General features: G+C 60.6%; 19 protein-coding genes. 8 read left to right on the top strand and 11 right to left on the bottom strand.

Annotation, left to right across the window (positions count from 1 at the left end; all coding sequences use genetic code 11):
* Positions 1 to 5: 5 nt before the first annotated feature.
* Both ACOYXI_RS10740 and ACOYXI_RS10735 read right to left on the bottom strand, forming a co-directional pair.
* A complete protein-coding gene (locus ACOYXI_RS10740) occupies positions 6 to 488 on the bottom strand; it encodes a GreA/GreB family elongation factor (RefSeq protein WP_134787017.1) in 483 nt (160 codons plus the stop codon).
* A 2-nt stretch (positions 489 to 490) separates the two neighbouring features.
* Entirely contained in the window at positions 491 to 901 is a 411-nt protein-coding gene (locus tag ACOYXI_RS10735; protein WP_041069540.1) for a hypothetical protein, read from the bottom strand.
* A gap of 124 nt (positions 902 to 1,025) precedes the next feature.
* Between ACOYXI_RS10735 and earP the strand changes: the two genes are divergently transcribed.
* Both earP and ACOYXI_RS10725 read left to right on the top strand, forming a co-directional pair.
* The gene (gene earP, locus ACOYXI_RS10730; protein ID WP_461674826.1) at positions 1,026 to 2,168 is read left to right on the top strand and encodes an elongation factor P maturation arginine rhamnosyltransferase EarP; all 1,143 of its coding nucleotides are present in this window, start codon (positions 1,026 to 1,028) and stop codon (positions 2,166 to 2,168) included.
* Positions 2,169 to 2,216: 48 nt separating this feature from the next.
* A complete protein-coding gene (locus ACOYXI_RS10725; protein ID WP_003226785.1) occupies positions 2,217 to 2,786 on the top strand; it encodes an elongation factor P in 570 nt (189 codons plus the stop codon).
* Between the two features lie 190 nt (positions 2,787 to 2,976).
* Here ACOYXI_RS10725 and ACOYXI_RS10720 read toward each other — a convergent pair whose 3' ends face one another.
* From ACOYXI_RS10720 to ACOYXI_RS10710, 3 genes are all read right to left on the bottom strand, one after another.
* Positions 2,977 to 3,396: an organic hydroperoxide resistance protein gene (locus ACOYXI_RS10720; RefSeq protein ID WP_108183405.1), complete on the bottom strand. Its 420-nt coding sequence runs from the start codon at positions 3,394 to 3,396 to the stop codon at positions 2,977 to 2,979.
* A 324-nt stretch (positions 3,397 to 3,720) separates the two neighbouring features.
* Positions 3,721 to 4,179, bottom strand: a complete 459-nt coding sequence (locus ACOYXI_RS10715) for a MarR family winged helix-turn-helix transcriptional regulator (protein WP_134787014.1) — start codon at positions 4,177 to 4,179, stop codon at positions 3,721 to 3,723.
* 73 nt (positions 4,180 to 4,252) lie between these two features.
* Entirely contained in the window at positions 4,253 to 5,209 is a 957-nt protein-coding gene (locus ACOYXI_RS10710) for a LysR family transcriptional regulator (protein ID WP_134787013.1), read from the bottom strand.
* Positions 5,210 to 5,319: 110 nt separating this feature from the next.
* Here ACOYXI_RS10710 and ACOYXI_RS10705 point away from each other — a divergent pair, with 110 nt between their 5' ends.
* Entirely contained in the window at positions 5,320 to 6,069 is a 750-nt protein-coding gene (locus tag ACOYXI_RS10705; RefSeq protein WP_027613445.1) for a sulfite exporter TauE/SafE family protein, read from the top strand.
* On the opposite strand, the gene ACOYXI_RS10700 is transcribed toward ACOYXI_RS10705, so the two are convergent.
* Complete coding sequence (locus ACOYXI_RS10700; RefSeq protein WP_025113145.1) at positions 6,059 to 6,913, bottom strand: LysR substrate-binding domain-containing protein; 855 nt, start codon at positions 6,911 to 6,913, stop codon at positions 6,059 to 6,061. The two genes, ACOYXI_RS10705 and ACOYXI_RS10700, sit on opposite strands and share 11 nt — an antisense overlap.
* A gap of 96 nt (positions 6,914 to 7,009) precedes the next feature.
* Here ACOYXI_RS10700 and ACOYXI_RS10695 point away from each other — a divergent pair, with 96 nt between their 5' ends.
* Both ACOYXI_RS10695 and ACOYXI_RS10690 read left to right on the top strand, forming a co-directional pair.
* A complete protein-coding gene (locus tag ACOYXI_RS10695) occupies positions 7,010 to 7,231 on the top strand; it encodes a DUF1127 domain-containing protein (RefSeq protein ID WP_097088306.1) in 222 nt (73 codons plus the stop codon).
* 64 nt (positions 7,232 to 7,295) lie between these two features.
* Complete coding sequence (locus ACOYXI_RS10690) at positions 7,296 to 8,522, top strand: winged helix-turn-helix domain-containing protein (RefSeq protein ID WP_461674825.1); 1,227 nt, start codon at positions 7,296 to 7,298, stop codon at positions 8,520 to 8,522.
* Positions 8,523 to 8,620: 98 nt separating this feature from the next.
* Here the strand turns inward: ACOYXI_RS10690 and ACOYXI_RS10685 are convergent, their stop codons facing one another.
* Positions 8,621 to 9,967 carry a class II 3-deoxy-7-phosphoheptulonate synthase gene (locus ACOYXI_RS10685; protein ID WP_007964815.1) on the bottom strand — a complete coding sequence of 449 codons (1,347 nt, stop codon included), beginning with the start codon at positions 9,965 to 9,967 and terminating at the stop codon, positions 8,621 to 8,623.
* A gap of 153 nt (positions 9,968 to 10,120) precedes the next feature.
* On the opposite strand from ACOYXI_RS10685, the gene ACOYXI_RS10680 reads away from it, so the two are divergent.
* The gene (locus ACOYXI_RS10680) at positions 10,121 to 10,876 is read left to right on the top strand and encodes a spermidine synthase (RefSeq protein ID WP_461674824.1); all 756 of its coding nucleotides are present in this window, start codon (positions 10,121 to 10,123) and stop codon (positions 10,874 to 10,876) included.
* A gap of 109 nt (positions 10,877 to 10,985) precedes the next feature.
* Here the strand turns inward: ACOYXI_RS10680 and ACOYXI_RS10675 are convergent, their stop codons facing one another.
* Positions 10,986 to 11,777, bottom strand: coding sequence for a crotonase/enoyl-CoA hydratase family protein (locus tag ACOYXI_RS10675; RefSeq protein WP_210558371.1), 792 nt, complete (start codon positions 11,775 to 11,777; stop codon positions 10,986 to 10,988).
* Between the two features lie 421 nt (positions 11,778 to 12,198).
* Here ACOYXI_RS10675 and ACOYXI_RS10670 point away from each other — a divergent pair, with 421 nt between their 5' ends.
* On the top strand, positions 12,199 to 13,872 hold the full coding sequence (locus ACOYXI_RS10670) for a DEAD/DEAH box helicase (protein ID WP_027613439.1): 1,674 nt from the start codon (positions 12,199 to 12,201) through the stop codon (positions 13,870 to 13,872).
* 117 nt (positions 13,873 to 13,989) lie between these two features.
* Here the strand turns inward: ACOYXI_RS10670 and ACOYXI_RS10665 are convergent, their stop codons facing one another.
* Complete coding sequence (locus ACOYXI_RS10665; protein WP_461674823.1) at positions 13,990 to 14,757, bottom strand: DODA-type extradiol aromatic ring-opening family dioxygenase; 768 nt, start codon at positions 14,755 to 14,757, stop codon at positions 13,990 to 13,992.
* Between the two features lie 104 nt (positions 14,758 to 14,861).
* Between ACOYXI_RS10665 and ACOYXI_RS10660 the strand changes: the two genes are divergently transcribed.
* Complete coding sequence (locus ACOYXI_RS10660; protein WP_461674822.1) at positions 14,862 to 15,518, top strand: thiopurine S-methyltransferase; 657 nt, start codon at positions 14,862 to 14,864, stop codon at positions 15,516 to 15,518.
* A 200-nt stretch (positions 15,519 to 15,718) separates the two neighbouring features.
* Here the strand turns inward: ACOYXI_RS10660 and htpX are convergent, their stop codons facing one another.
* Together htpX and ACOYXI_RS10650 are read right to left on the bottom strand one after the other, a co-directional pair.
* Complete coding sequence (gene htpX / locus ACOYXI_RS10655) at positions 15,719 to 16,606, bottom strand: protease HtpX (RefSeq protein WP_007964827.1); 888 nt, start codon at positions 16,604 to 16,606, stop codon at positions 15,719 to 15,721.
* 304 nt (positions 16,607 to 16,910) lie between these two features.
* Positions 16,911 to 18,122, bottom strand: coding sequence for a pyridoxal phosphate-dependent aminotransferase (locus ACOYXI_RS10650; protein ID WP_003226761.1), 1,212 nt, complete (start codon positions 18,120 to 18,122; stop codon positions 16,911 to 16,913).
* Positions 18,123 to 18,280: the final 158 nt, after the last annotated feature.

The following is an 18,280-nucleotide window of genomic DNA, read 5'->3' as shown; positions in this document are numbered from 1 at the left end:
CTGCCTCAAAGCACCTCGGTGACAGCAAACTGTTGCCGGGTGCCCGCTACCAGAATCACCACCTCATCACCTTCGAACTTGCCCAGCAGGCTTTTGCCCAGCGGCGAGCGCGGGGTGATGACGGTAATCGGCTGACCCACCACATCGACTTTCAGGCCCGCCGCATCCGGGGCCAGAAACAGCCATTGCTCGCGCCCTTTTTCGTCTTCCAGGCCGAGCAGGGCGCCGATCTCGATGCCGCGATTTTCGTCATAGGCGCGCAGTGTCAGGTTCTGGCACAGCGCCAGTGACTGGCGGATTTCCTCGACCCGTTTCGCCTGACCCGCCGCCAGATAGGAAGCCTCAAGCCCGAGCGTGTCGTATTTGTTCTCGGCGATGTTTTCTTCGTGGGTCGCGGTTTCGTAAGCGGTCTGCGCGGCGCGTTCGGCGATGTCGAGGTCGACGCGCAGTTTGTCGAGGATCAGTTGGTGGACGGTGTGTTTGTTCATGATCAATCGCAGAATTGCAAAACGTTGGCGCGGCTCTTTTCGCTCGGCGCGGTCTGGTCCTGTTGCAGCCAGAACTGGCATTTCGGATTTGACTGGTTGCGACTGCTGCCGCGAGCCTGATCCAGGCGCGCCTGCTGCTCGTTCTTGCGCAGGTTTTCTTCGTACTGTTCGAACAGCGGACTCTGTGGCGGAATGTCCGGTTGTACCTGAACGGCCGCTGGCGGCTTGGCCAGTTGCTGCACCGCCTGAGCAACCGGTGCCAGTTGCTCGGTCAACACAAAACGCGAAATCAGCCAGCAAGTCAGGGCAATGGCGAGAAAACCCAGCCACATGCCCAAGGCAATGCTGCCGGTCAGTTGCAGCGCGCTAAGCTGAACGGGCAACGGGCGACGCGGATTGGGACGATAGGGCATGGCTGCCTCCTGGCGGATGATTGCGGGCAAGTGGCGATTGTCGCACGAAGATTAATCGCCGTCGGCTCTTCTGCGCGAGGTCATTTATGCGGACAATCAGCGCTTTTGCCAACGGGAGTCTTGCATGCCGATACCGAAAACCCGCTGGGATATTTTTTGCACCGTGGTCGACAACTATGGCGACATCGGCGTGACCTGGCGTCTGGCCCGGCAACTGATAGCCGAGCATGGGCTGGCGGTGCGCCTGTGGGTCGATGACCTGCGCGCCTTTGAACGTATCTGCCCCGAGATCGACATCCACCTGGCGCAGCAATCGCAGCAGGGCGTCGAGGTGCGGCATTGGCCGAGCGACTGGCCGCAGACGGAGGCGGCGGACGTGGTGATCGCCGCATTTGCCTGTCAGCTGCCATCGGCGTACATGGACGCCATGGCCGAGCGGCAACAGCCACCGCTGTGGATGAACCTCGATTACCTCAGCGCCGAAGACTGGGTCACCGGTTGTCACGGTTTGCCGTCGGTGAAGTACAAGTCGGTACAGAAATTCTTTTTCTTTCCCGGATTTCAACCGGGGACGGGCGGCTTGCTGCGTGAAAACGGTCTGCTTGAGCGGCGTCGGCGATTTCAGCAGGACGCGGCTGCGCAGCGACAATTCCTGCACGGCCTGGGCGTAGATCGCGCAGCTGACGCACAGCTGATCTCGTTGTTTGCCTACGAAAATGCCGGGCTGGCCAGTTGGCTGGATGCGTTGGCGGCCGATAGCACGCCGACCCATCTGCTGGTGCCGGAAGGGCGGATTCTCGGTGACGTTGCGCGTTGGCTCGGGGTCGACTCGCTGGCGGTGGGCGATCTGGACGTGCGTCAGGCGCTGACGGTGCAGGTGCTGCCGTTCGTCCGTCAGGATCAATACGATCAGTTGCTGTGGTGCTGCGACTTCAACGCGGTGCGCGGTGAAGACTCGTTCGTCCGTGCACAGTGGGCCGGGCGACCGATGCTCTGGCACATCTATCAGCAGGACGAAGACATTCACCTCGACAAGCTCGATGCCTTTCTCGCGCTCTACACCAAAGGGCTTTCCCCGGCCGCTGCCGAGGCGATGAGCGGTCTGTGGCGGGCCTGGAGTGCCGGGAAACCGATCGGCGAGCACTGGCTCCAGGTCCGTAAACACTGGCCAGAACTGCAGGAAAACGCCGAGGCGTGGTGTCTGGAACAAGGCTTGCAGGCGGATCTTGCCACGGCGCTGGTACAGTTTTACCTAAATTGGATATGATACGCGGCCTAGATTTTTGTAAATCCCATCCAAATTCGGATATTCGCAATGAAAACTGGTAAAGAACTCAAACCCGGTACCGTGATCCGTATCGACAACGATCCTTGGCTGGTTCAGAAAGCTGAATTCACCAAGTCGGGCCGTAACAGCGCGATCATGAAGACCAAGCTGAAGAACCTGCTGACCGGTTACAAGACCGAAACCGTTTACGGTGCGGACGACAAGCTGGACGACGTGATCCTCGACCGCAAAGAAGCGACCCTGTCCTTCATCAGCGGCGACACCTACACGTTCATGGACACCACTGACTACACCATGTACGAACTGAACGCCGAAGACATCGAAAGCGTTCTGCCTTTCGTTGAAGAAGGCATGACCGACGTTTGCGAAGCCGTGTTCTTCGAAGAGCGTCTGGTTTCCGTAGAACTGCCGACCACCATCGTGCGTCAGGTTGACTACACCGAAGGTTCCGCTCGCGGTGACACTTCCGGCAAGGTGATGAAGCCTGCCAAACTGAAGAACGGTACCGAGCTGTCGGTTGCTGACTTCATCGAAATCGGCGACATGATCGAGATCGATACCCGCGAAGGCGGTTCCTACAAAGGCCGTGCCAAATAAGCACTGCTTTTTACGGAAAGAAAAAGCCCGACCATTGAGTCGGGCTTTTTTGTGCCTGCGATTCCACGTCTACCCCCGAACCCTGTGGGAGCGAGCTTGCTCGCGAATAGGCCCGGTCAGACAACCTGTGTGTTGAATGACACAAAGCATTCGCGAGCAAGCCCGCTCCCACAGTGGATTGGTGTTGTTCTCAAACGGTGGTGTGCAGGCGTACGTCAACGTTGCCACGGGTGGCGTTGGAGTACGGGCAGACTTGATGCGCCGCTTCGACCAGGCTTTGTGCGTCAGCCTGTTCCAGGCCCGGCAGATTGATGTGCAGGTCGATGTCCAGACCGAAACCACCAGGAATCTGACCGATACCGACATGAGCAGTGATCGAGGCATCGTCGGGGATTTTGCGTTTGGTCTGGCTGGCGACGAATTTCAGTGCGCCGATGAAGCAGGCCGAGTAACCGGCAGCGAACAGTTGCTCAGGGTTGGTCGCTGCGCCGCCGGCACCGCCGAGTTCTTTCGGGGTAGCGAGTTTGACGTCGAGGATGTTGTCGCTGGAGATCGCACGACCATCACGGCCGCCAGTGGAGGTTGCGATTGCAGTGTAGAGAGTTTGCATGGTGTGGGCCTCATTGAGTGTCTGTTGTTGCGCTAATTGTTTGCGCGCTAAGTAGCTGCGAGGTGAATGTAGCTCGCTAATGTTTAGTGCGCAAGATAATTTTTTGAGAAAGCTGAATCTCGGTTCTTTAAAGGCACTGTCGATCAGCTTGAAAGTGAAGATGTAGAGCGGATGGTGGGAGCGCGGGCTGAAGAATATTTTTCCTGGTGAACCGATTCTTTGTAGGAGTGAGCCTGCTCGCGATAGCGGTGGAGCAGGCAATAAGGGGGCCGACTGAACCACCGCTATCGCGAGCAGGCTCACTCCTACAATACGGCAGCGCTGTTATCCGGTCAGGCTGTCTTGCAGATGGCTGCGCAGGGCTTGCAGCTCAGATTGAAGATTCTGCAGGCGTTCGAGGGTGAAACCACTGGCGCCCAAGATGCATTGCGGAACGCTTTTGGCCTGCTCACGAAGAGCCCGGCCCTGCGCGGTCAGTTCGACGATCACCACCCGTTCGTCTTCACGGCTGCGGGTTCTGCTGAGCAGACCTTCACCTTCTAGCCGTTTGAGCAACGGTGTCAGCGAGCCTGGATCGGTCAGCAACCGCGTGCTGATTTCGCCCACGGTCAAACCATCCTTTTCCCACAGAACCATCATCGCCAGATACTGCGGATAGGTCAGGCCCAGCGCTTGCAGCAGCGGCTTGTAGACCTTGGTCATCATCAGTGAAGTGGAATGCAGGGCGAAGCACGCCTGATTGTCGAGCAGCAGGTCGTCGCAGGTGTCGCGTTCGGTGGTCATGGCAAAGCCTTGTTCGGTGATGGGCTTGAATCTAGCGCCCGAATGTTTAATGCGCCAGATAATTATCCAGGATCTAGTGTCGGCCCAGCTCGCGTTGCAGCGACAGATCCCACGGTGGCACCGGGCTGAAGCGGGTCTTGAGGTATTCCAAAAGCAGACGGCTGCGCGAGTGGGTCTGCTGTTCCATGCGCAGCGCATAGATGCCGGTGCTTTCCGGTTGCGGCAGGCCGTTCTCGCAGAACAGCGGCAGCAGTTCGCCGCGTAGCAGGTATTCGCTGGCCAGCCAGGTCGGCAAATGCGCGATGCCCAGTCCGGCGAGTGCACCGCACACCAGCGCTTCGGCATTGTTGGCGCTCATGCGGATGCGCGCGGGGCGATGCAGTTGCATTTGCCCGTCCAGTTCGAAGCGCCAGGCGAAGGGCGGGGCGAGACCTTCCCAATCCAGCCCGTCATGTTCACTCAACTGCGCGGGATGGCGCGGTGCGCCACGGCGTTTCAGGTAGTCGGGGCTGGCGCAGGCAATGCGCACCATGCTCGCCAGCGGCGTGGCGACCAGCCGCGTATCGGCCATTTGCCCGGCACGCAGCACCAGATCGACTTTGCCCAGGTTCGAGCCGTGCATATCGATGAAGCTGTCGATCAGGTGCAACTGCACGTCGAGGCCCGGGTACAGCACCAGAAAGTCAGCGATGACCGGCGCGAGATGGCGGCGACCAAAAGCGGCGGGAGCATCGATGCGGATCAAGCCTTCCGGCGCACTGCTCAACGACACCGCCTCGGCGCGGGCCAGTTGCAGCTCGCTGACGATGCGCCGCGCCCGCTCGGCAAACGCCAGACCCGCCGGAGTTGCCCTTACGACGTGGGTGCTGCGAATGAACAACTGGCTGCCAACCGCGCTTTCCAGGCTGTCGATGCGCCGCGCCACGGCGGAAGGCGTCAGCGGATGACGACGGGAAGCCGCAGAAAAACTGCCACTCTCCAGTACATCGAGAAACAGCCCGAGCTGCTCGGTCAACTGATTGGGATTCATGAGTGTTTCGGTGCTTGTGCGAAATTGGCATAGCCATTGTGCGTTGCTGTGCGTTTCCCCGCCAGCCTCGACTGCGTAGGATGAATCGCCTGACGGATGAGGACATCGCTGTGATCGAGTTTTTGTTGTACCTGCTGTTTGGCGCCGCCCTTGGCACATTGGGCGGGATCTTCGGCATCGGCGGTGGTTTGATCGCCATCCCGCTGCTGGGCGTGTGGTTTGGCCTCGATCAGCAGATCGCCCAAGGCACGGCGCTGGTGATGGTGGTGCCCAACGTGATGCTGGCGCTGTGGCGCTATCATCAGCGCAATCGCATCGAGCTGCGTCATGCGCTGCCGTTGGCGGTCATGGGTTTTTGCTTTGCGTGGATCGGTTCGATCTGGGCGGTGGGCATCGATGCGCAAACCATGCGCATCGGCTTTGTCGCCTTCCTTGTGGTGCTCTCGGCATACAACCTGCTGAAGATGTTCGGCAAGAAAACCGCCGTGACCTCCGAAATGCGTTACTCATGGCCATGGCTGGGTGTTCTCGGCGCAGCGTCCGGGACCATGGGCGGTTTGTTCGGTGTCGGCGGGGCCGTGGTGGCGACGCCCGTGCTGACCAGTCTGTTCGGCACCAGCCAAGTGGTTGCCCAGGGCCTGTCGCTGGCGTTGGCATTGCCGAGCACCGGCGTGACCTTGGTGACGTACGCGGTGCATCACGAAGTGGACTGGATGATCGGCTTGCCGCTGGCCATCGGCGGTCTGGCCAGCATCAGTTGGGGGGTGAAAGTCGCCCACGCCATGCCGGAAAGGCTCCTGCGCGGGCTGTTCTGCGGTTTTCTGGTGCTGTGCGCGGTGATGCTCGCGTTTAAAGTTTGAAGCCTTCGACGATGTGTTCGGCCAGGCATTCGGTGATCGGCGACGGATTGTTCAGGTTGCGGATCAACATGATACTGGCCTCAGGCAACAGCGGCAGATCCTCGGCGGCGCCGAGAATGCGCATGTCCGGGGTGATCAGGCTTTCCAGTTGCGCGGTTATCGCCAGACCCGCGCTCACCACCGCCATCAGTGCCGACAGGCTGGTGCTGTTGTAGGCGATGCGGTAGTCGCGGCCCATTGCGTCCAGCGCATTGCACGCCCACAAACGGCAGAAACAATCACTGTTGAACATCGCCAGCGGCAACGGCGTCTGCTCGTGGGCGCTGAAATTCTGCGCCTCGGCCCAGACGAAACGCTCCTTGCGCAGCAACTGACCGATCTCGTTGCCCGGCTCCCGGGTGACAATCGACAAGTCCAGATCGGTGCGCTGCAACAGCTGTTTACTGGATTCGCAATGCACTTCGATCTGGATCAGCGGGTAGAACTGAGCGAACCGCGAGAGGATCCCCGGCAGAAACCGCATCACGTAATCGTCCGGCGTACCGATGCGCACAGTGCCGACCATGTGCGGCTCGCGCAGCGTGTTGAACACTTCGCTGTGCAATTTCAGGATGCGCCGCGCATAACCCAGCAGCACCTGGCCCTCGGCGGTCAGGCGCACCTGGCGGCCGTCGCGCTCGAACAACTGACGTTGCAGCACATCTTCTTCGAGGCGCTTCATCTGCATGCTCACCGCCGATTGCGTGCGGTTGACCATTTCGCCGGCGCGGGTAAACCCGCCTTGATCGGCAATCGCGACGAAGGTGCGCAGGACATCGGTATCGATACTGGGGTAGGCCGACAATTGATGAATCTCCGTGATGAATGCCATCAGAAACATTCGTTGGATTGATCTTAGCGCCAGCGCGAGACTTGAGCCATCCACAAGGAGGGCAACACGATGAAAGGTCAAAGAGAGTATGTAGACGACGCAAAATTTTCCGGCCACGGTCATATCGTTTCCGACCTGCTGCACAAGTTTAGCCGCTGGTACGAACTGCACCGAGAACGCGAGTTGCTTGCCAGCCTGAGCGACGAAGCGCTTAAGGACATCGGGGTCAGCCGTGCCGACGTCGAACATGAGGCCATTCGGCCGTTCTGGGACGATCCGATGCATAAATGATCAGGGCCTTACTACACAAACCACTTTCAGGTGAGGTAGGTTGCGAGCAGACAAGGAGATGCTCATGCCCGCGACTCTGGCCTTTTCTCTCAAACAGGCGCGACGACTGGCGCTGGCTGCCCAAGGGTTCAATGGGCGCCAGCCGCCGACCGTCAAGGCGCCGCAACTCAACCGGCTGATCGAACGGCTGGGGCTGTTGCAGATCGACTCCGTCAACGCCGTGGTGCGCTCGCACTATCTGCCGCTGTTTTCACGTCTGGGTTCCTATTCTTCCGATCTGCTCGACCAGGCTGCCTGGAGTTCGGGCCGTCGGCGCACGCTGTTCGAATACTGGGGCCACGAAGCGTCGTTGCTGCCGCTGGCGATGTATCCGTTGATGGGGTGGCGGATGCAGCGGGCCAGAACTGGCAGAGACATCTATCAGCAACTGGCGAAGTTTGGTCTTGAGCAGCAGGACGTCGTGCGCCGGGTTTTAAGCGCGGTTGAGGCGCGCGGTGCATTGGGCGCCGGCAGTCTGTCGACCCGCGAGGACAAGGCCGGGCAATGGTGGGACTGGAGCGCGGAAAAGCATGCGCTGGAATGGTTGTTCGCCGCCGGTGAAGTGACCGTCGCCGGCCGCCGCGGTTTTGAGCGTTTGTATGATTTGCCGGAGCGGGTGATCCCGACATCGATTCTGCAGCAGCCGTTGCCGGATGAAGCCGAAGCGCAGCGTGGTCTGCTGCTGCACGCGGCCCAGGCATTGGGTGTCGGCACGGAAAAGGATCTGCGCGATTATTTCCGCTTGAACCCTGGCGATGCGCGCCCGCGTCTGGCGGAGCTGGTCGAGGACGGGCAATTGCAGACCTGCGAAGTCGCTGGCTGGCGACAGATCGCCTACTGCCTGCCGCAGCCGAAAGTCCCGCGCAAAGTCTTCGCCAGTGCGCTGTTGTCACCGTTCGATTCGCTGATCTGGGAGCGCAGTCGTACCGAGCGGCTGTTCGATTTTCGCTATCGGCTGGAGATCTATACGCCGCAGGACAAGCGGGTCTACGGCTATTACGTGTTGCCGTTTCTGCACAACGAGCGGATTGCCGCGCGGGTCGATCTGCGCGCCGAGCGGGCGTCGGGACGATTGGCGGTGCATGCAGTGCACGAGGAAGAGCCGGGGCTGGACGAAGAGGGGATGCTGGCGCTGGCGTTGAATTTGCGGCAGATGGCCGATTGGCTGGGGCTTGCGCGGGTGCAGCTTAATTGTCAGCGTGAGAGTGCGGGGCGGTTGCGGGTGGCATTGGCGCAGATCGGCTGTGACTGAGCGGGCCTCTTCGCGAGCAAGCCCGCTCCCACACTGGATCTGTGTCGTACACAAAACCCATGTGGGAGCGAGCTTGCTCGCGAAAGCAGCGATGCGGTCTAGCGGCGAACTTGTTTCAGCGTTTCGGCTATGAGGAACGCCAGTTCCAGCGACTGATCGGCATTCATCCGCGGGTCACAGTGGGTGTGATAACGATCCGACAACCCGTCTTCAGTGATCGGCCGCGCACCACCGATGCACTCGGTGACATTCTGCCCGGTCATCTCGATATGAATCCCGCCGGCATAAGTGCCCTCGGCTTCGTGCACCTGGAAGAACTGCTTCACCTCACCCAGGATCTGCGCGAAGTCGCGGGTCTTGTAGCCGCTGCTGGCCTTGATGGTATTGCCGTGCATCGGGTCGGAGCTCCACAGCACCTGTTTGCCCTCACGCTGCACCGCACGGATCAGCGCCGGCAGGTGATCACCGACCTTGTTCGCACCCATCCGCGCAATCAGGTTCAGGCGCCCCGGATCGTTGTCCGGGTTGAGCACGTCGATCAGGCGAATCAGATCATCCGGGTTCATGCTCGGGCCGACTTTCACCCCGATCGGGTTGTTCACCCCGCGCAGGAATTCGACGTGAGCACCGTCGAGCTGACGGGTACGGTCACCGATCCACAGCATGTGCGCCGAGCAATCGTAGTAATCGTTGGTCAGGCTGTCGCGACGCACGAAGGCTTCTTCGTAGTTCAGCAGCAGCGCTTCGTGGGCAGTGAAGAAACTGGTTTCGCGCAGTTGCGGCGAGCTGTCCATGCCGCAGGCGCGCATGAACGCCAGGGTTTCATCGATGCGATCGGCGAGGTGGCTGTATTTTTCGGCCAGTGCCGAGTTGGCGATGAAGTCCAGGTTCCACTTGTGCACCTGATGCAGGTCGGCAAAACCGCCCTGGGCGAAGGCGCGCAACAGGTTCAAGGTGGCGGTGGACTGGTGGTACGACTGCAGCAGGCGCTCCGGATCCGGCACGCGGCTTTTTTCGTCGAAGCCGATACCGTTGACGATGTCGCCCCGGTAGGCGGGCAGGGTCACGCCGTCGATGGTTTCATCGTTGGCCGAGCGCGGTTTGGCGAACTGGCCGGCCATGCGCCCGACCTTGACCACCGGGCAACCGGCGGCGAAGGTCATGACGATCGCCATTTGCAGCAGCACTTTAAAAGTGTCGCGAATCTTCGCCGCCGAGAACTCGGCAAAGCTTTCCGCGCAATCGCCGCCCTGCAGCAGGAACGCCCGACCCTGAGTCACTTCGGCAAACTGACGGCGCAGCTCGCGCGCTTCTCCGGCAAACACCAGCGGCGGATAACTGGCCAGGGTCTGCTCGACCTGGCGCAGATGCGCCGCGTCAGGGTATTGGGGTTGTTGCTGGATCGGCAGGGCGCGCCAGCTGTCAGGGCTCCACGGTTGGCTCATCACGGTCTCTAATTGGTTCTACGCACGGGAAGCCCATGGTAGCAGCAATTAGTGCGTGACCTGCTCCCGCCCCATCACCGACAATCGTCGCTTTGCCACGGCGCCGCAGCGGTGCCATCGCGTCACCGCGCCCGGTGACCATCAGGAGACGAAATGACTGAGGAGCGCGTCGAGCTGTTGCTCGCCGAGGTACAGGATGAGTTCGGCGTGATTCGCGTGCTGGAAGTGGCCGATTACCGCTTTCTGGAATTTGGCGATGCCATCGAACAGAGCTGCGTGTTCACCGCCGATCCGAGCTGGCTCGAATATGACTACACCCGGGCGATGCTGATTGGCGCGTTGTGCCATGAGCAACCGGAGAGCGCGCTGTTTCTCGGCCTCGGTGCCGGCACGCTGACCCAGGCCTGCCTCAAGTTCCTGCCGCTGGAAGACGTCGAAGCCATCGAACTGCGCCCGGACGTGCCGCGCCTGGCGATCGAGTACTTGGGGCTGGATGACGATCCGCGCTTGTACATTCGGGTCGGCGATGCGCTGGAACTGCTACCGACGGCCGAGCCTGCGGATCTGATCTTTGTCGATCTGTACACCGATGTCGGCCCGGGTGTCGGGCACCTGGCCTGGAGTTTTCTCGGCGACTGTCAGAAGCGTCTGAACCCGGCCGGCTGGCTGGTGATCAACCAGTGGGCCACCGATGACGGCAAACCGTTGGGCGCGGCGTTGTTGCGCGGGCTCTATCACCGGCATTACTGGGAGCTGCCGGTGAAGGAGGGCAATGTGATTCTGATTGTGCCGGCGGATCTCGATCAGGAGCTGGACATGCAGGCGCTGACCGCCCGCGCCGAAGTGCTGGCGCCACGGCTGGGGTATTCGTTGCAGTCGTTGATCAAGGCGATTCGCCCGGCGACTTGAGTGGTCAGTGATGGCCCCTTCGCGAGCAAGCCCGCTCCCACACTTGAAATGCATTCCAGATGTGGGAGCGAGCTTGCTCGCGAAGAGGGCCTGAAGAACACCCGTTTTCTCAGATCCCTTTGAAGATGCCCGGGCGCCGCTCAACCAGCGACCGCACCCCCTCCTTGGCATCCTCACTCCCCAGCAACTTCTTCACCAGCGCCGGCAATCCCTGCGCCGCCGCCGTCTCGCCTTCATACCTCGCCTGGCGCGCCGACATCAGCGTCGCCTGCACCCCCAACGGTGCCTGCCGGGCAATCCGTTCGGCCAGTTCGATCGCCCGCGGCAACAGATCCTCACTGGCCATCACTTCCTGCACCAAACCCAGACGCAACGCATCGTGGGCATCAAACTCATCGCCGGTCAGCAACCAGCGCATCGCGTTGCCCCAACCGGCCACCTGGTGAAAGCGCAATGTCGCGCCCCCAAACGGAAAAATCCCCCGCTGCACTTCCATTTGCGCGAAGCGGGTATTACTCGCGCACAGGTTGATATCCGCGGCCAGCATCAACTCGATACCGATGGTCAGGCAGTAGCCCTGCGCGGCGACAATGACCGGTTTGCTGACCCGTGGACCAACGAAAACACCCCACGGGTCGCAACCGCCGGTCGGAACCTGCCAGCCTTCGGCGAGGGCGGCGCTGGCGTTGAGCAGATCCAGACCGGCGGTAAAGTGTTCGCCATGCCCGAACACCACCGCCACCCGCGCCTCGCTGTCGGCCTCGAACTCGCCGTAGGCCAGGCTCAAGTCATTGAGCAGATCGAGGTCGAAGGCGTTGCGTTTGGCGGCCCGGTCGAGGCCGATCAAGTGGATATGACCACGACGTTCACGGCTGACGCGGCCGGGGCAGGGCTGATTCATGGAGAAATCCTCGGGCGGGAAGGGCGGGTGCAGCGACGGTATGCCGCACATCGGTGAATCGTTTAAGCGTCATCACCCGCAAGGCCGGGCCTTTGCAAAATAGACCTTTGCACGATTATCCGCAAAACCCCGTTACACAGCGGTGACACACCGATTCAGGCGATAAAAAAAGCTCCCTTTTTGGGCAAATTCCGGTATAGTGCGCGCCGGCCTTTAACCGGGCCGCGTTTAGGTAGCGCAATTCCCCGAAGTCAGCTTCGGCTGCATGTCCGCACTGCGGGCTCTTCCTTGACGATTCTTTTTCATTCATACGTTTTCGCAAATCCCCGCCGACAAAGCTGCCAGGGCGACTCTTGAGTCTCAACACGGCATGTGCAGCTTTGGAGCATGGGTCTTTGCGGATGCACTTAGAGGCAGACCCATGACCCAGGAAATCGGCGGCTTCGCCGCTCTTGAACTTCATCCCAATATTGTCGCTGCAGTAGTCGCTACCGGCTATGAAGAGCCTTCGGCCATTCAGCAGCAGTCGATCCCGATCATCCTCGCCGGTCACGATATGATTGGTCAGGCGCAAACCGGTACCGGTAAAACCGCTGCCTTTGCCCTGCCTATCCTGCACCGCATTGATCCGTCCAAGCGCGAGCCGCAAGCTCTGATCCTGGCCCCAACTCGTGAGTTGGCGCTACAAGTTGCAACCGCTTTCGAAACTTACGCCAAGCAAATGCCGGGCGTAACTGTTGTGGCTGTCTACGGCGGCGCGCCGATGGGCCCACAATTGAAAGCAATCCGTAATGGCGCACAGATCGTTGTCGCCACTCCGGGCCGTCTGTGCGACCACCTGCGTCGCGACGAAAAAGTCCTCGCTACCGTGAACCACCTGGTTCTGGACGAAGCAGACGAAATGCTCAAACTCGGTTTCATGGACGACCTGGAAGTGATCTTCAAGGCCATGCCGGAAACCCGTCAGACCGTATTGTTCTCGGCAACCCTGCCGCAGTCGATCCGTGCCATCGCCGAGCGCCACCTGCGCGATCCGAAGCACGTGAAGATCCAGAGCAAGACCCAGACCGTTACCGCGATCGAACAGGCTCACCTGTTGGTTCACGCTGACCAGAAGACCTCCGCCGTTCTCAGCTTGCTGGAAGTGGAAGACTTCGACGCGCTGATCATGTTCGTGCGCACCAAGCAAGCGACCCTGGATCTGGCCAGTGCCCTCGACGCCAAAGGCTACAAGGCCGCTGCGCTGAACGGTGACATCGCCCAGAACCAGCGTGAACGCGTCATCGACTCGCTGAAAGATGGCCGCCTGGACATCGTTGTCGCGACCGACGTGGCTGCCCGTGGTCTGGACGTTCCGCGCATCACCCACGTATTCAACGTGGACATGCCGTACGACCCGGAATCCTACGTGCACCGTATCGGCCGTACCGGCCGTGCCGGTCGCGAAGGTCGCGCACTGCTGCTGGTGACTCCACGTGAGCGCCGCATGCTGCAAGTGATCGAGCGTGTCACCGGTCAGAAGGTTGCCGAAGTTCGCCTGCCGGACGCTCAGGCTGTTCTCGATGCACGCATCAAGAAACTGACCAACAGCCTGTCGCCGCTGGTCGCTGATGCCGAGTCGACTCACGGCGAACTGCTGGATCGCCTGACCGCTGACATCGGTTGCACCCCGCGTGCCCTGGCTGCAGCTCTGCTGCGCAAGGCGACCAACGGTCAAGCGCTGAACCTGGCCGCGATCGAGAAGGAACGTCCACTGGTGCCGAACAACGCACCGCGTGGCGACCGTCCTGAGCGTTCCGGTGATCGTCCTGAGCGTGGTGACCGCGAGCGTCGCGCGCCAATGCCTCTGGGCGAAGGTCGTGCCCGTTGCCGTACCGCGCTGGGTGCGCGTGACGGTATCGCCGCCAAGAACCTGCTGGGCGCCATCCTCAACGAAGGTGGTCTGGCCCGCGAAGCGATCGGTCGCATCCAGGTGCGTGACAGCTTCAGCCTCGTCGAGCTGCCGGAAGATGGTCTGGACAAACTCCTGACCAAGCTGAAGGACACTCGCGTCGCTGGCAAGCAGCTGAAACTGCGTCGCTACCGCGAAGATTGATCCGCTCTCGGGCTGATTGATCGAACATGAAAAATCCCCGACTGGTTCGGGGATTTTTTTTGCCTGCTTTTTGCCTCGCCCCACAACCCTGTGGGAGCTGGCTTGCCAGCGATGACGTCAGCCGAAGCGATAGATATCCATACCCAGTGCACCCATCGTGAAGCCTTTATGCGCTACGCGGAACTCACCTCCCGCACCACGGGCAAAATACAGCGGCAGCAAATGCTCATCACTCGGATGGCTGCGCACCGCATTGGGCGCCTGCTGACGATAATCATGCAGTGCCGCCTCGTCGTCGGCCGCCAGCTTGTCGATCATCCAGTCACGGAAGTCCCGTGCCCACGGCTCGACGCTTTCCGGGCCGGCGTGCCAGTCCAGTTCGCGCAGGTTGTGGGTGATGCTGCCGGAGCCGATCAGCAGAATGCCCTGCTCGCGCAGACTCGCCAGCGCTTGTCCGACACGGGTTTGCAACACCGGGCCGCCGCGACTCGGCAGCGACACCTGCACCACCGGAATATCCGCCTGCGGGTACATCAGCGACAGCGGCACCCAGACGCCGTGATCGAACGGTCGTTGCGGATCGAGGCGTGCCGGCAGATGCGCGGCGTCAAGCAATTCAGCCACTTCGGCTGCCAGTTGCGGATTGCCCGGTGCCGGGTACTGCACTTCGAAAAGGGCGCGCGGGAAGCCGCCGAAGTCATGCCAGGTTTCCGGACGAGGATTGCTGCTGACCAGCAGTTCCTGGCTTTCCCAGTGGGCAGAGACAATTACGATGGCTTTCGGCTGCGGCAGTTCGGCCGCCAGACGCGCCAGCGCCGGGCCACTGGCACCGGGTTCCAGGGCTAGCATCGGTGAGCCGTGGGAGATAAACAGGCTGGGAAACATGGAAAGGTTCCTGAGCGGTAAGATGGCCTCATCTTCAGTCAGATCATTGATCTAAATCTAATATAAGTTTTAACGCCTTTTGATCGATTTTTTTGGGGTGATGCATGCAGCCTGAGTTTTGGCACAAGAAGTGGGAATCCAATCAGATCGGCTTTCATTTGCCTGAGGTGAACCCGTATCTGCAGCGGCACTGGCCGCAACTGGCGATCCCGGCCCAGACCCGGGTGCTGGTGCCGCTGTGCGGGAAAAGCCTGGATCTGCTGTGGCTGGCCGGGCGCGGGCATCTGGTGCTCGGAGTCGAGCTGTCGCTGAAGGCCGTCGAGGATTTTTTCAGTGAGCATCAGGTAAAGCCGCAGGTCAGTGCCAAGGGGCCGTTCAAGGTCTATCGCGCCGATTCCATCGAGTTGTGGTGCGGTGATTTCTTTGCGCTGACAGCCGACGATGTAGCGGATTGCGCGGCGTTGTACGACCGGGCAGCGCTGATTGCCTTGCCGGCTCCGATGCGTGAGCGCTATGCGGCGCATTTGCAGCAGATCCTGCCGCAAAGTGTGCAAGGGTTGTTGATCACCCTGGATTACGATCAGGCGCAGATGCCAGGGCCACCGTTTGCGGTGAGCGATGATGAAGTGCAGCGCTTGCTGGCTGGCGCCTGGCAGGTGCGAATGCTGGAAGAGCAGGATGTGCTGGCGGAGAGTGTCAGGTTCCTGCAGGCGGGGGTAACGCGGTTGGAGGAGCGGGCTTATCGGGTTTCTGGCCGATAGTTTTGTATCGGCATTAACGGCCTTTTCGCGAGCAAGCCCGCTCCCACAGGGAGCGTCGGTGTAATAGCAATCTTGAATACACCAGAAAACACTGTGGGAGGGGGCTTGCTCCCGAAGAGGCCAGAACAGGCAACCCATAATCCCGCGCACAAAAAAAGGCCCGCATCGCTGCGGGCCTTTTCGTTACTGAGCCAAACCGATCAACCGCGACGACGCAGCGCGTCGATACGCTCTTCCAGCGGCGGGTGGCTCATGAACATGCGGGCAAAGCCCTGTTTGATGCCGCCGTTGATGCCGAAGGCGTTCAGGGTGTCCGGCATGTGCACCGGCAGGCCCTGTTCGGCGCGCAGGCGTTGCAATGCACCGATCATCGCATTGGTACCGGCCAGACGTGCGCCGGCTTCATCGGCACGGAATTCGCGTTTGCGCGAGAACCACATGACGATGGCGCTGGCGAGAATGCCCAGAACCAGCTCGGCGAAGATCGTCGCCACGTAGTAGGCGATACCCTGGCCTTCTTCGTTCTTGAAAATCACCTTGTCGACGAAGTTGCCGATGATCCGCGCGAAGAACATCACAAAGGTGTTCACCACGCCCTGGATCAGCGCCAGGGTGACCATGTCACCGTTGGCCACGTGACCGATTTCGTGGGCCAGAACGGCTTTCACTTCATCTGGCGAAAAACGTTCGAGCAGGCCCTGACTGACCGCGACCAGCGCGTCGTTCTTGTTCCAGCCGGTGGCGAAGGCGTTTGCTTCGTAGGCCGGGAAAATACCGACTTCGGGCATCTTGATCCCGGCTTCGCGGGACAGTTGCTCGACGGTTTGCAGCAGCCATTGCTCATGCCGGGTACGTGGCTGGCTGATGATCTGGGTGCTGGTGCTCATCTTCGCCATCCACTTGGAGATGAACAGCGAGAACAGTGAACCGGCGAAACCAAAGACCGCACAGAAAACCAGCAGCTGACTGAGGTTGAGATCAACCCCGTTGGCCGCCATGAACCCGTTGAAGCCGAACAGGCTCAGGGTGATGCTGGCTATCAGCACGACCGCCAGGTTAGTGGCCAAAAACAGCAGGATGCGCATCATGGTTGTAGAAATCTCCTCAAGCTAAAGATGTAGCGTACTGCGGGGTATATAAGGTGCGGCACCGGGTGATTCAACCGAGTGACTATTTCAAACTGTGTCCTACAGCGGATTCCCGAGTCGGCAGGTCATTGCCCACGGCCAAAACCGAAAGGGATGACAGCCAGCCGCTACCCGCCGCCACTGCGCCAGAGGCGGGTGGGCCCTATGAATCGCAAGTGTAGAAGGCGCAGCGAGGCGGGGAGAGCAGAAGTGTTGCTGAATCAGACAGTGCGCAACGTTCGGGCCGTTGCGCACCGTTGACCGGTTACTGGCGGTAGGACTTGAGGAAGTTGCCGATGCGGCCGATGGCCATCTCGAGATCGTCGACGCGGGGCAGGGTTACCACGCGGAAGTGATCCGGCCACGGCCAGTTGAAGGCCGTGCCTTGCACCACCAGCAGCTTCTCGGAGAGCAGCAGGTCGAGGACGAATTTTTCGTCGTTGTGGATCGGGCAGACTTTCGGGTCGATCCGCGGGAACGCATACAGCGCGCCCATCGGCTTGACGCAGCTGACGCCCGGAATGTCGTTGAGCAATTCCCAGGTGCGGTTGCGCTGCTCCAGCAGGCGGCCCTGCGGCAGTACCAGGTCATTGATGCTCTGATAGCCGCCGAGGGCGGTCTGAATCGCATGCTGACTCGGGACGTTGGCACACAGGCGCATGTTGGCCAGCATGTCGATGCCTTCGATGTAGCTCTGGGCATTGTGTTTCGGCCCGGAGATGGCGATCCAGCCGGAGCGGAAACCCGCCACGCGGTAGGATTTTGACAGACCGTTGAAGGTCAGGCACAGCAGGTCTGGCGCCAGCGAAGCGGTGCAGATGTGCACGGCGTCGTCGTAAAGGATCTTGTCGTAGATCTCGTCGGAAAACACCACCAGGTTGTGCGCGCGGGCGATTTCCAGCATGCCCAGCAACACTTCCTTGGAATACACCGCGCCAGTCGGGTTGTTCGGGTTGATGATCACCATGGCCTTGGTGTTCGGGGTGATCTTGGCCTTGATGTCGGCCAGATCAGGGAACCAGTCGGCGCCCTCGTCGCACAGGTAGTGCACGGCGTTACCGCCGGCCAGGCTCACGGCGGCGGTCCACAGCGGGTAGTCCGGGGCCGGTACCAGTACTTCGTCGCCGTTGTTGAGCAGCGCCTGCAACGACATCACGATCAGCTCGGACACGCCGTTGCCCAGATAGATGTCTTCGATGCCGACACCTTCGACATTTTTTTGCTGGTAGTACTGCATCACCGCCTTACGGGCACTGAACAGGCCTTTGGAGTCGCTGTAGCCTTGGGCGGTCGGCAGGTTGCGGATCACATCCTGAAGAATTTCGTCCGGCGCTTCGAAACCAAACGGCGCCGGGTTGCCGATGTTCAGCTTGAGGATGCGCTGGCCTTCCTCCTCCAGACGTTTGGCGTGCTTGAGCACCGGGCCGCGAATGTCGTAGCAGACGTTGGCGAGCTTGTTCGATTTGCTGAACTGCATGGCGATGTGATCCCGAAAATGAACGATCCAGACGGCGGATGGCCAACCGTACTGGGATTCCTGCGTCTTCGCACAGGCGGAGTCTTGCGCCATGGCGCCGAGAATCCGTTTGAATGCGCCCGGTCTGGCTGCCAGACTGGCGTGTGACGAGGCGCAAT

It is taken from the genome of Pseudomonas sp. G3-19, assembly GCF_054855875.1.
The sequence above is the reverse complement of the archived record's forward strand: the minus strand, read 5'-3'. Positions and strand labels throughout refer to the sequence as shown.

Coding starts and splice junctions, on each gene's coding strand:
- ACOYXI_RS10740 (WP_134787017.1), bottom strand. CDS start 488: ATGAACAAACACACCGTCCACCAACTGATCCTCGACAAACTGCGCGTC.
- ACOYXI_RS10735 (WP_041069540.1), bottom strand. CDS start 901: ATGCCCTATCGTCCCAATCCGCGTCGCCCGTTGCCCGTTCAGCTTAGC.
- earP (WP_461674826.1), top strand. CDS start 1,026: ATGCCGATACCGAAAACCCGCTGGGATATTTTTTGCACCGTGGTCGAC.
- ACOYXI_RS10725 (WP_003226785.1), top strand. CDS start 2,217: ATGAAAACTGGTAAAGAACTCAAACCCGGTACCGTGATCCGTATCGAC.
- ACOYXI_RS10720 (WP_108183405.1), bottom strand. CDS start 3,396: ATGCAAACTCTCTACACTGCAATCGCAACCTCCACTGGCGGCCGTGAT.
- ACOYXI_RS10715 (WP_134787014.1), bottom strand. CDS start 4,179: ATGACCACCGAACGCGACACCTGCGACGACCTGCTGCTCGACAATCAG.
- ACOYXI_RS10710 (WP_134787013.1), bottom strand. CDS start 5,209: ATGAATCCCAATCAGTTGACCGAGCAGCTCGGGCTGTTTCTCGATGTA.
- ACOYXI_RS10695 (WP_097088306.1), top strand. CDS start 7,010: ATGAAAGGTCAAAGAGAGTATGTAGACGACGCAAAATTTTCCGGCCAC.
- ACOYXI_RS10690 (WP_461674825.1), top strand. CDS start 7,296: ATGCCCGCGACTCTGGCCTTTTCTCTCAAACAGGCGCGACGACTGGCG.
- ACOYXI_RS10685 (WP_007964815.1), bottom strand. CDS start 9,967: ATGAGCCAACCGTGGAGCCCTGACAGCTGGCGCGCCCTGCCGATCCAG.
- ACOYXI_RS10680 (WP_461674824.1), top strand. CDS start 10,121: ATGACTGAGGAGCGCGTCGAGCTGTTGCTCGCCGAGGTACAGGATGAG.
- ACOYXI_RS10675 (WP_210558371.1), bottom strand. CDS start 11,777: ATGAATCAGCCCTGCCCCGGCCGCGTCAGCCGTGAACGTCGTGGTCAT.
- ACOYXI_RS10670 (WP_027613439.1), top strand. CDS start 12,199: ATGACCCAGGAAATCGGCGGCTTCGCCGCTCTTGAACTTCATCCCAAT.
- ACOYXI_RS10665 (WP_461674823.1), bottom strand. CDS start 14,757: ATGTTTCCCAGCCTGTTTATCTCCCACGGCTCACCGATGCTAGCCCTG.
- ACOYXI_RS10660 (WP_461674822.1), top strand. CDS start 14,862: ATGCAGCCTGAGTTTTGGCACAAGAAGTGGGAATCCAATCAGATCGGC.
- htpX (WP_007964827.1), bottom strand. CDS start 16,606: ATGATGCGCATCCTGCTGTTTTTGGCCACTAACCTGGCGGTCGTGCTG.
- ACOYXI_RS10650 (WP_003226761.1), bottom strand. CDS start 18,122: ATGCAGTTCAGCAAATCGAACAAGCTCGCCAACGTCTGCTACGACATT.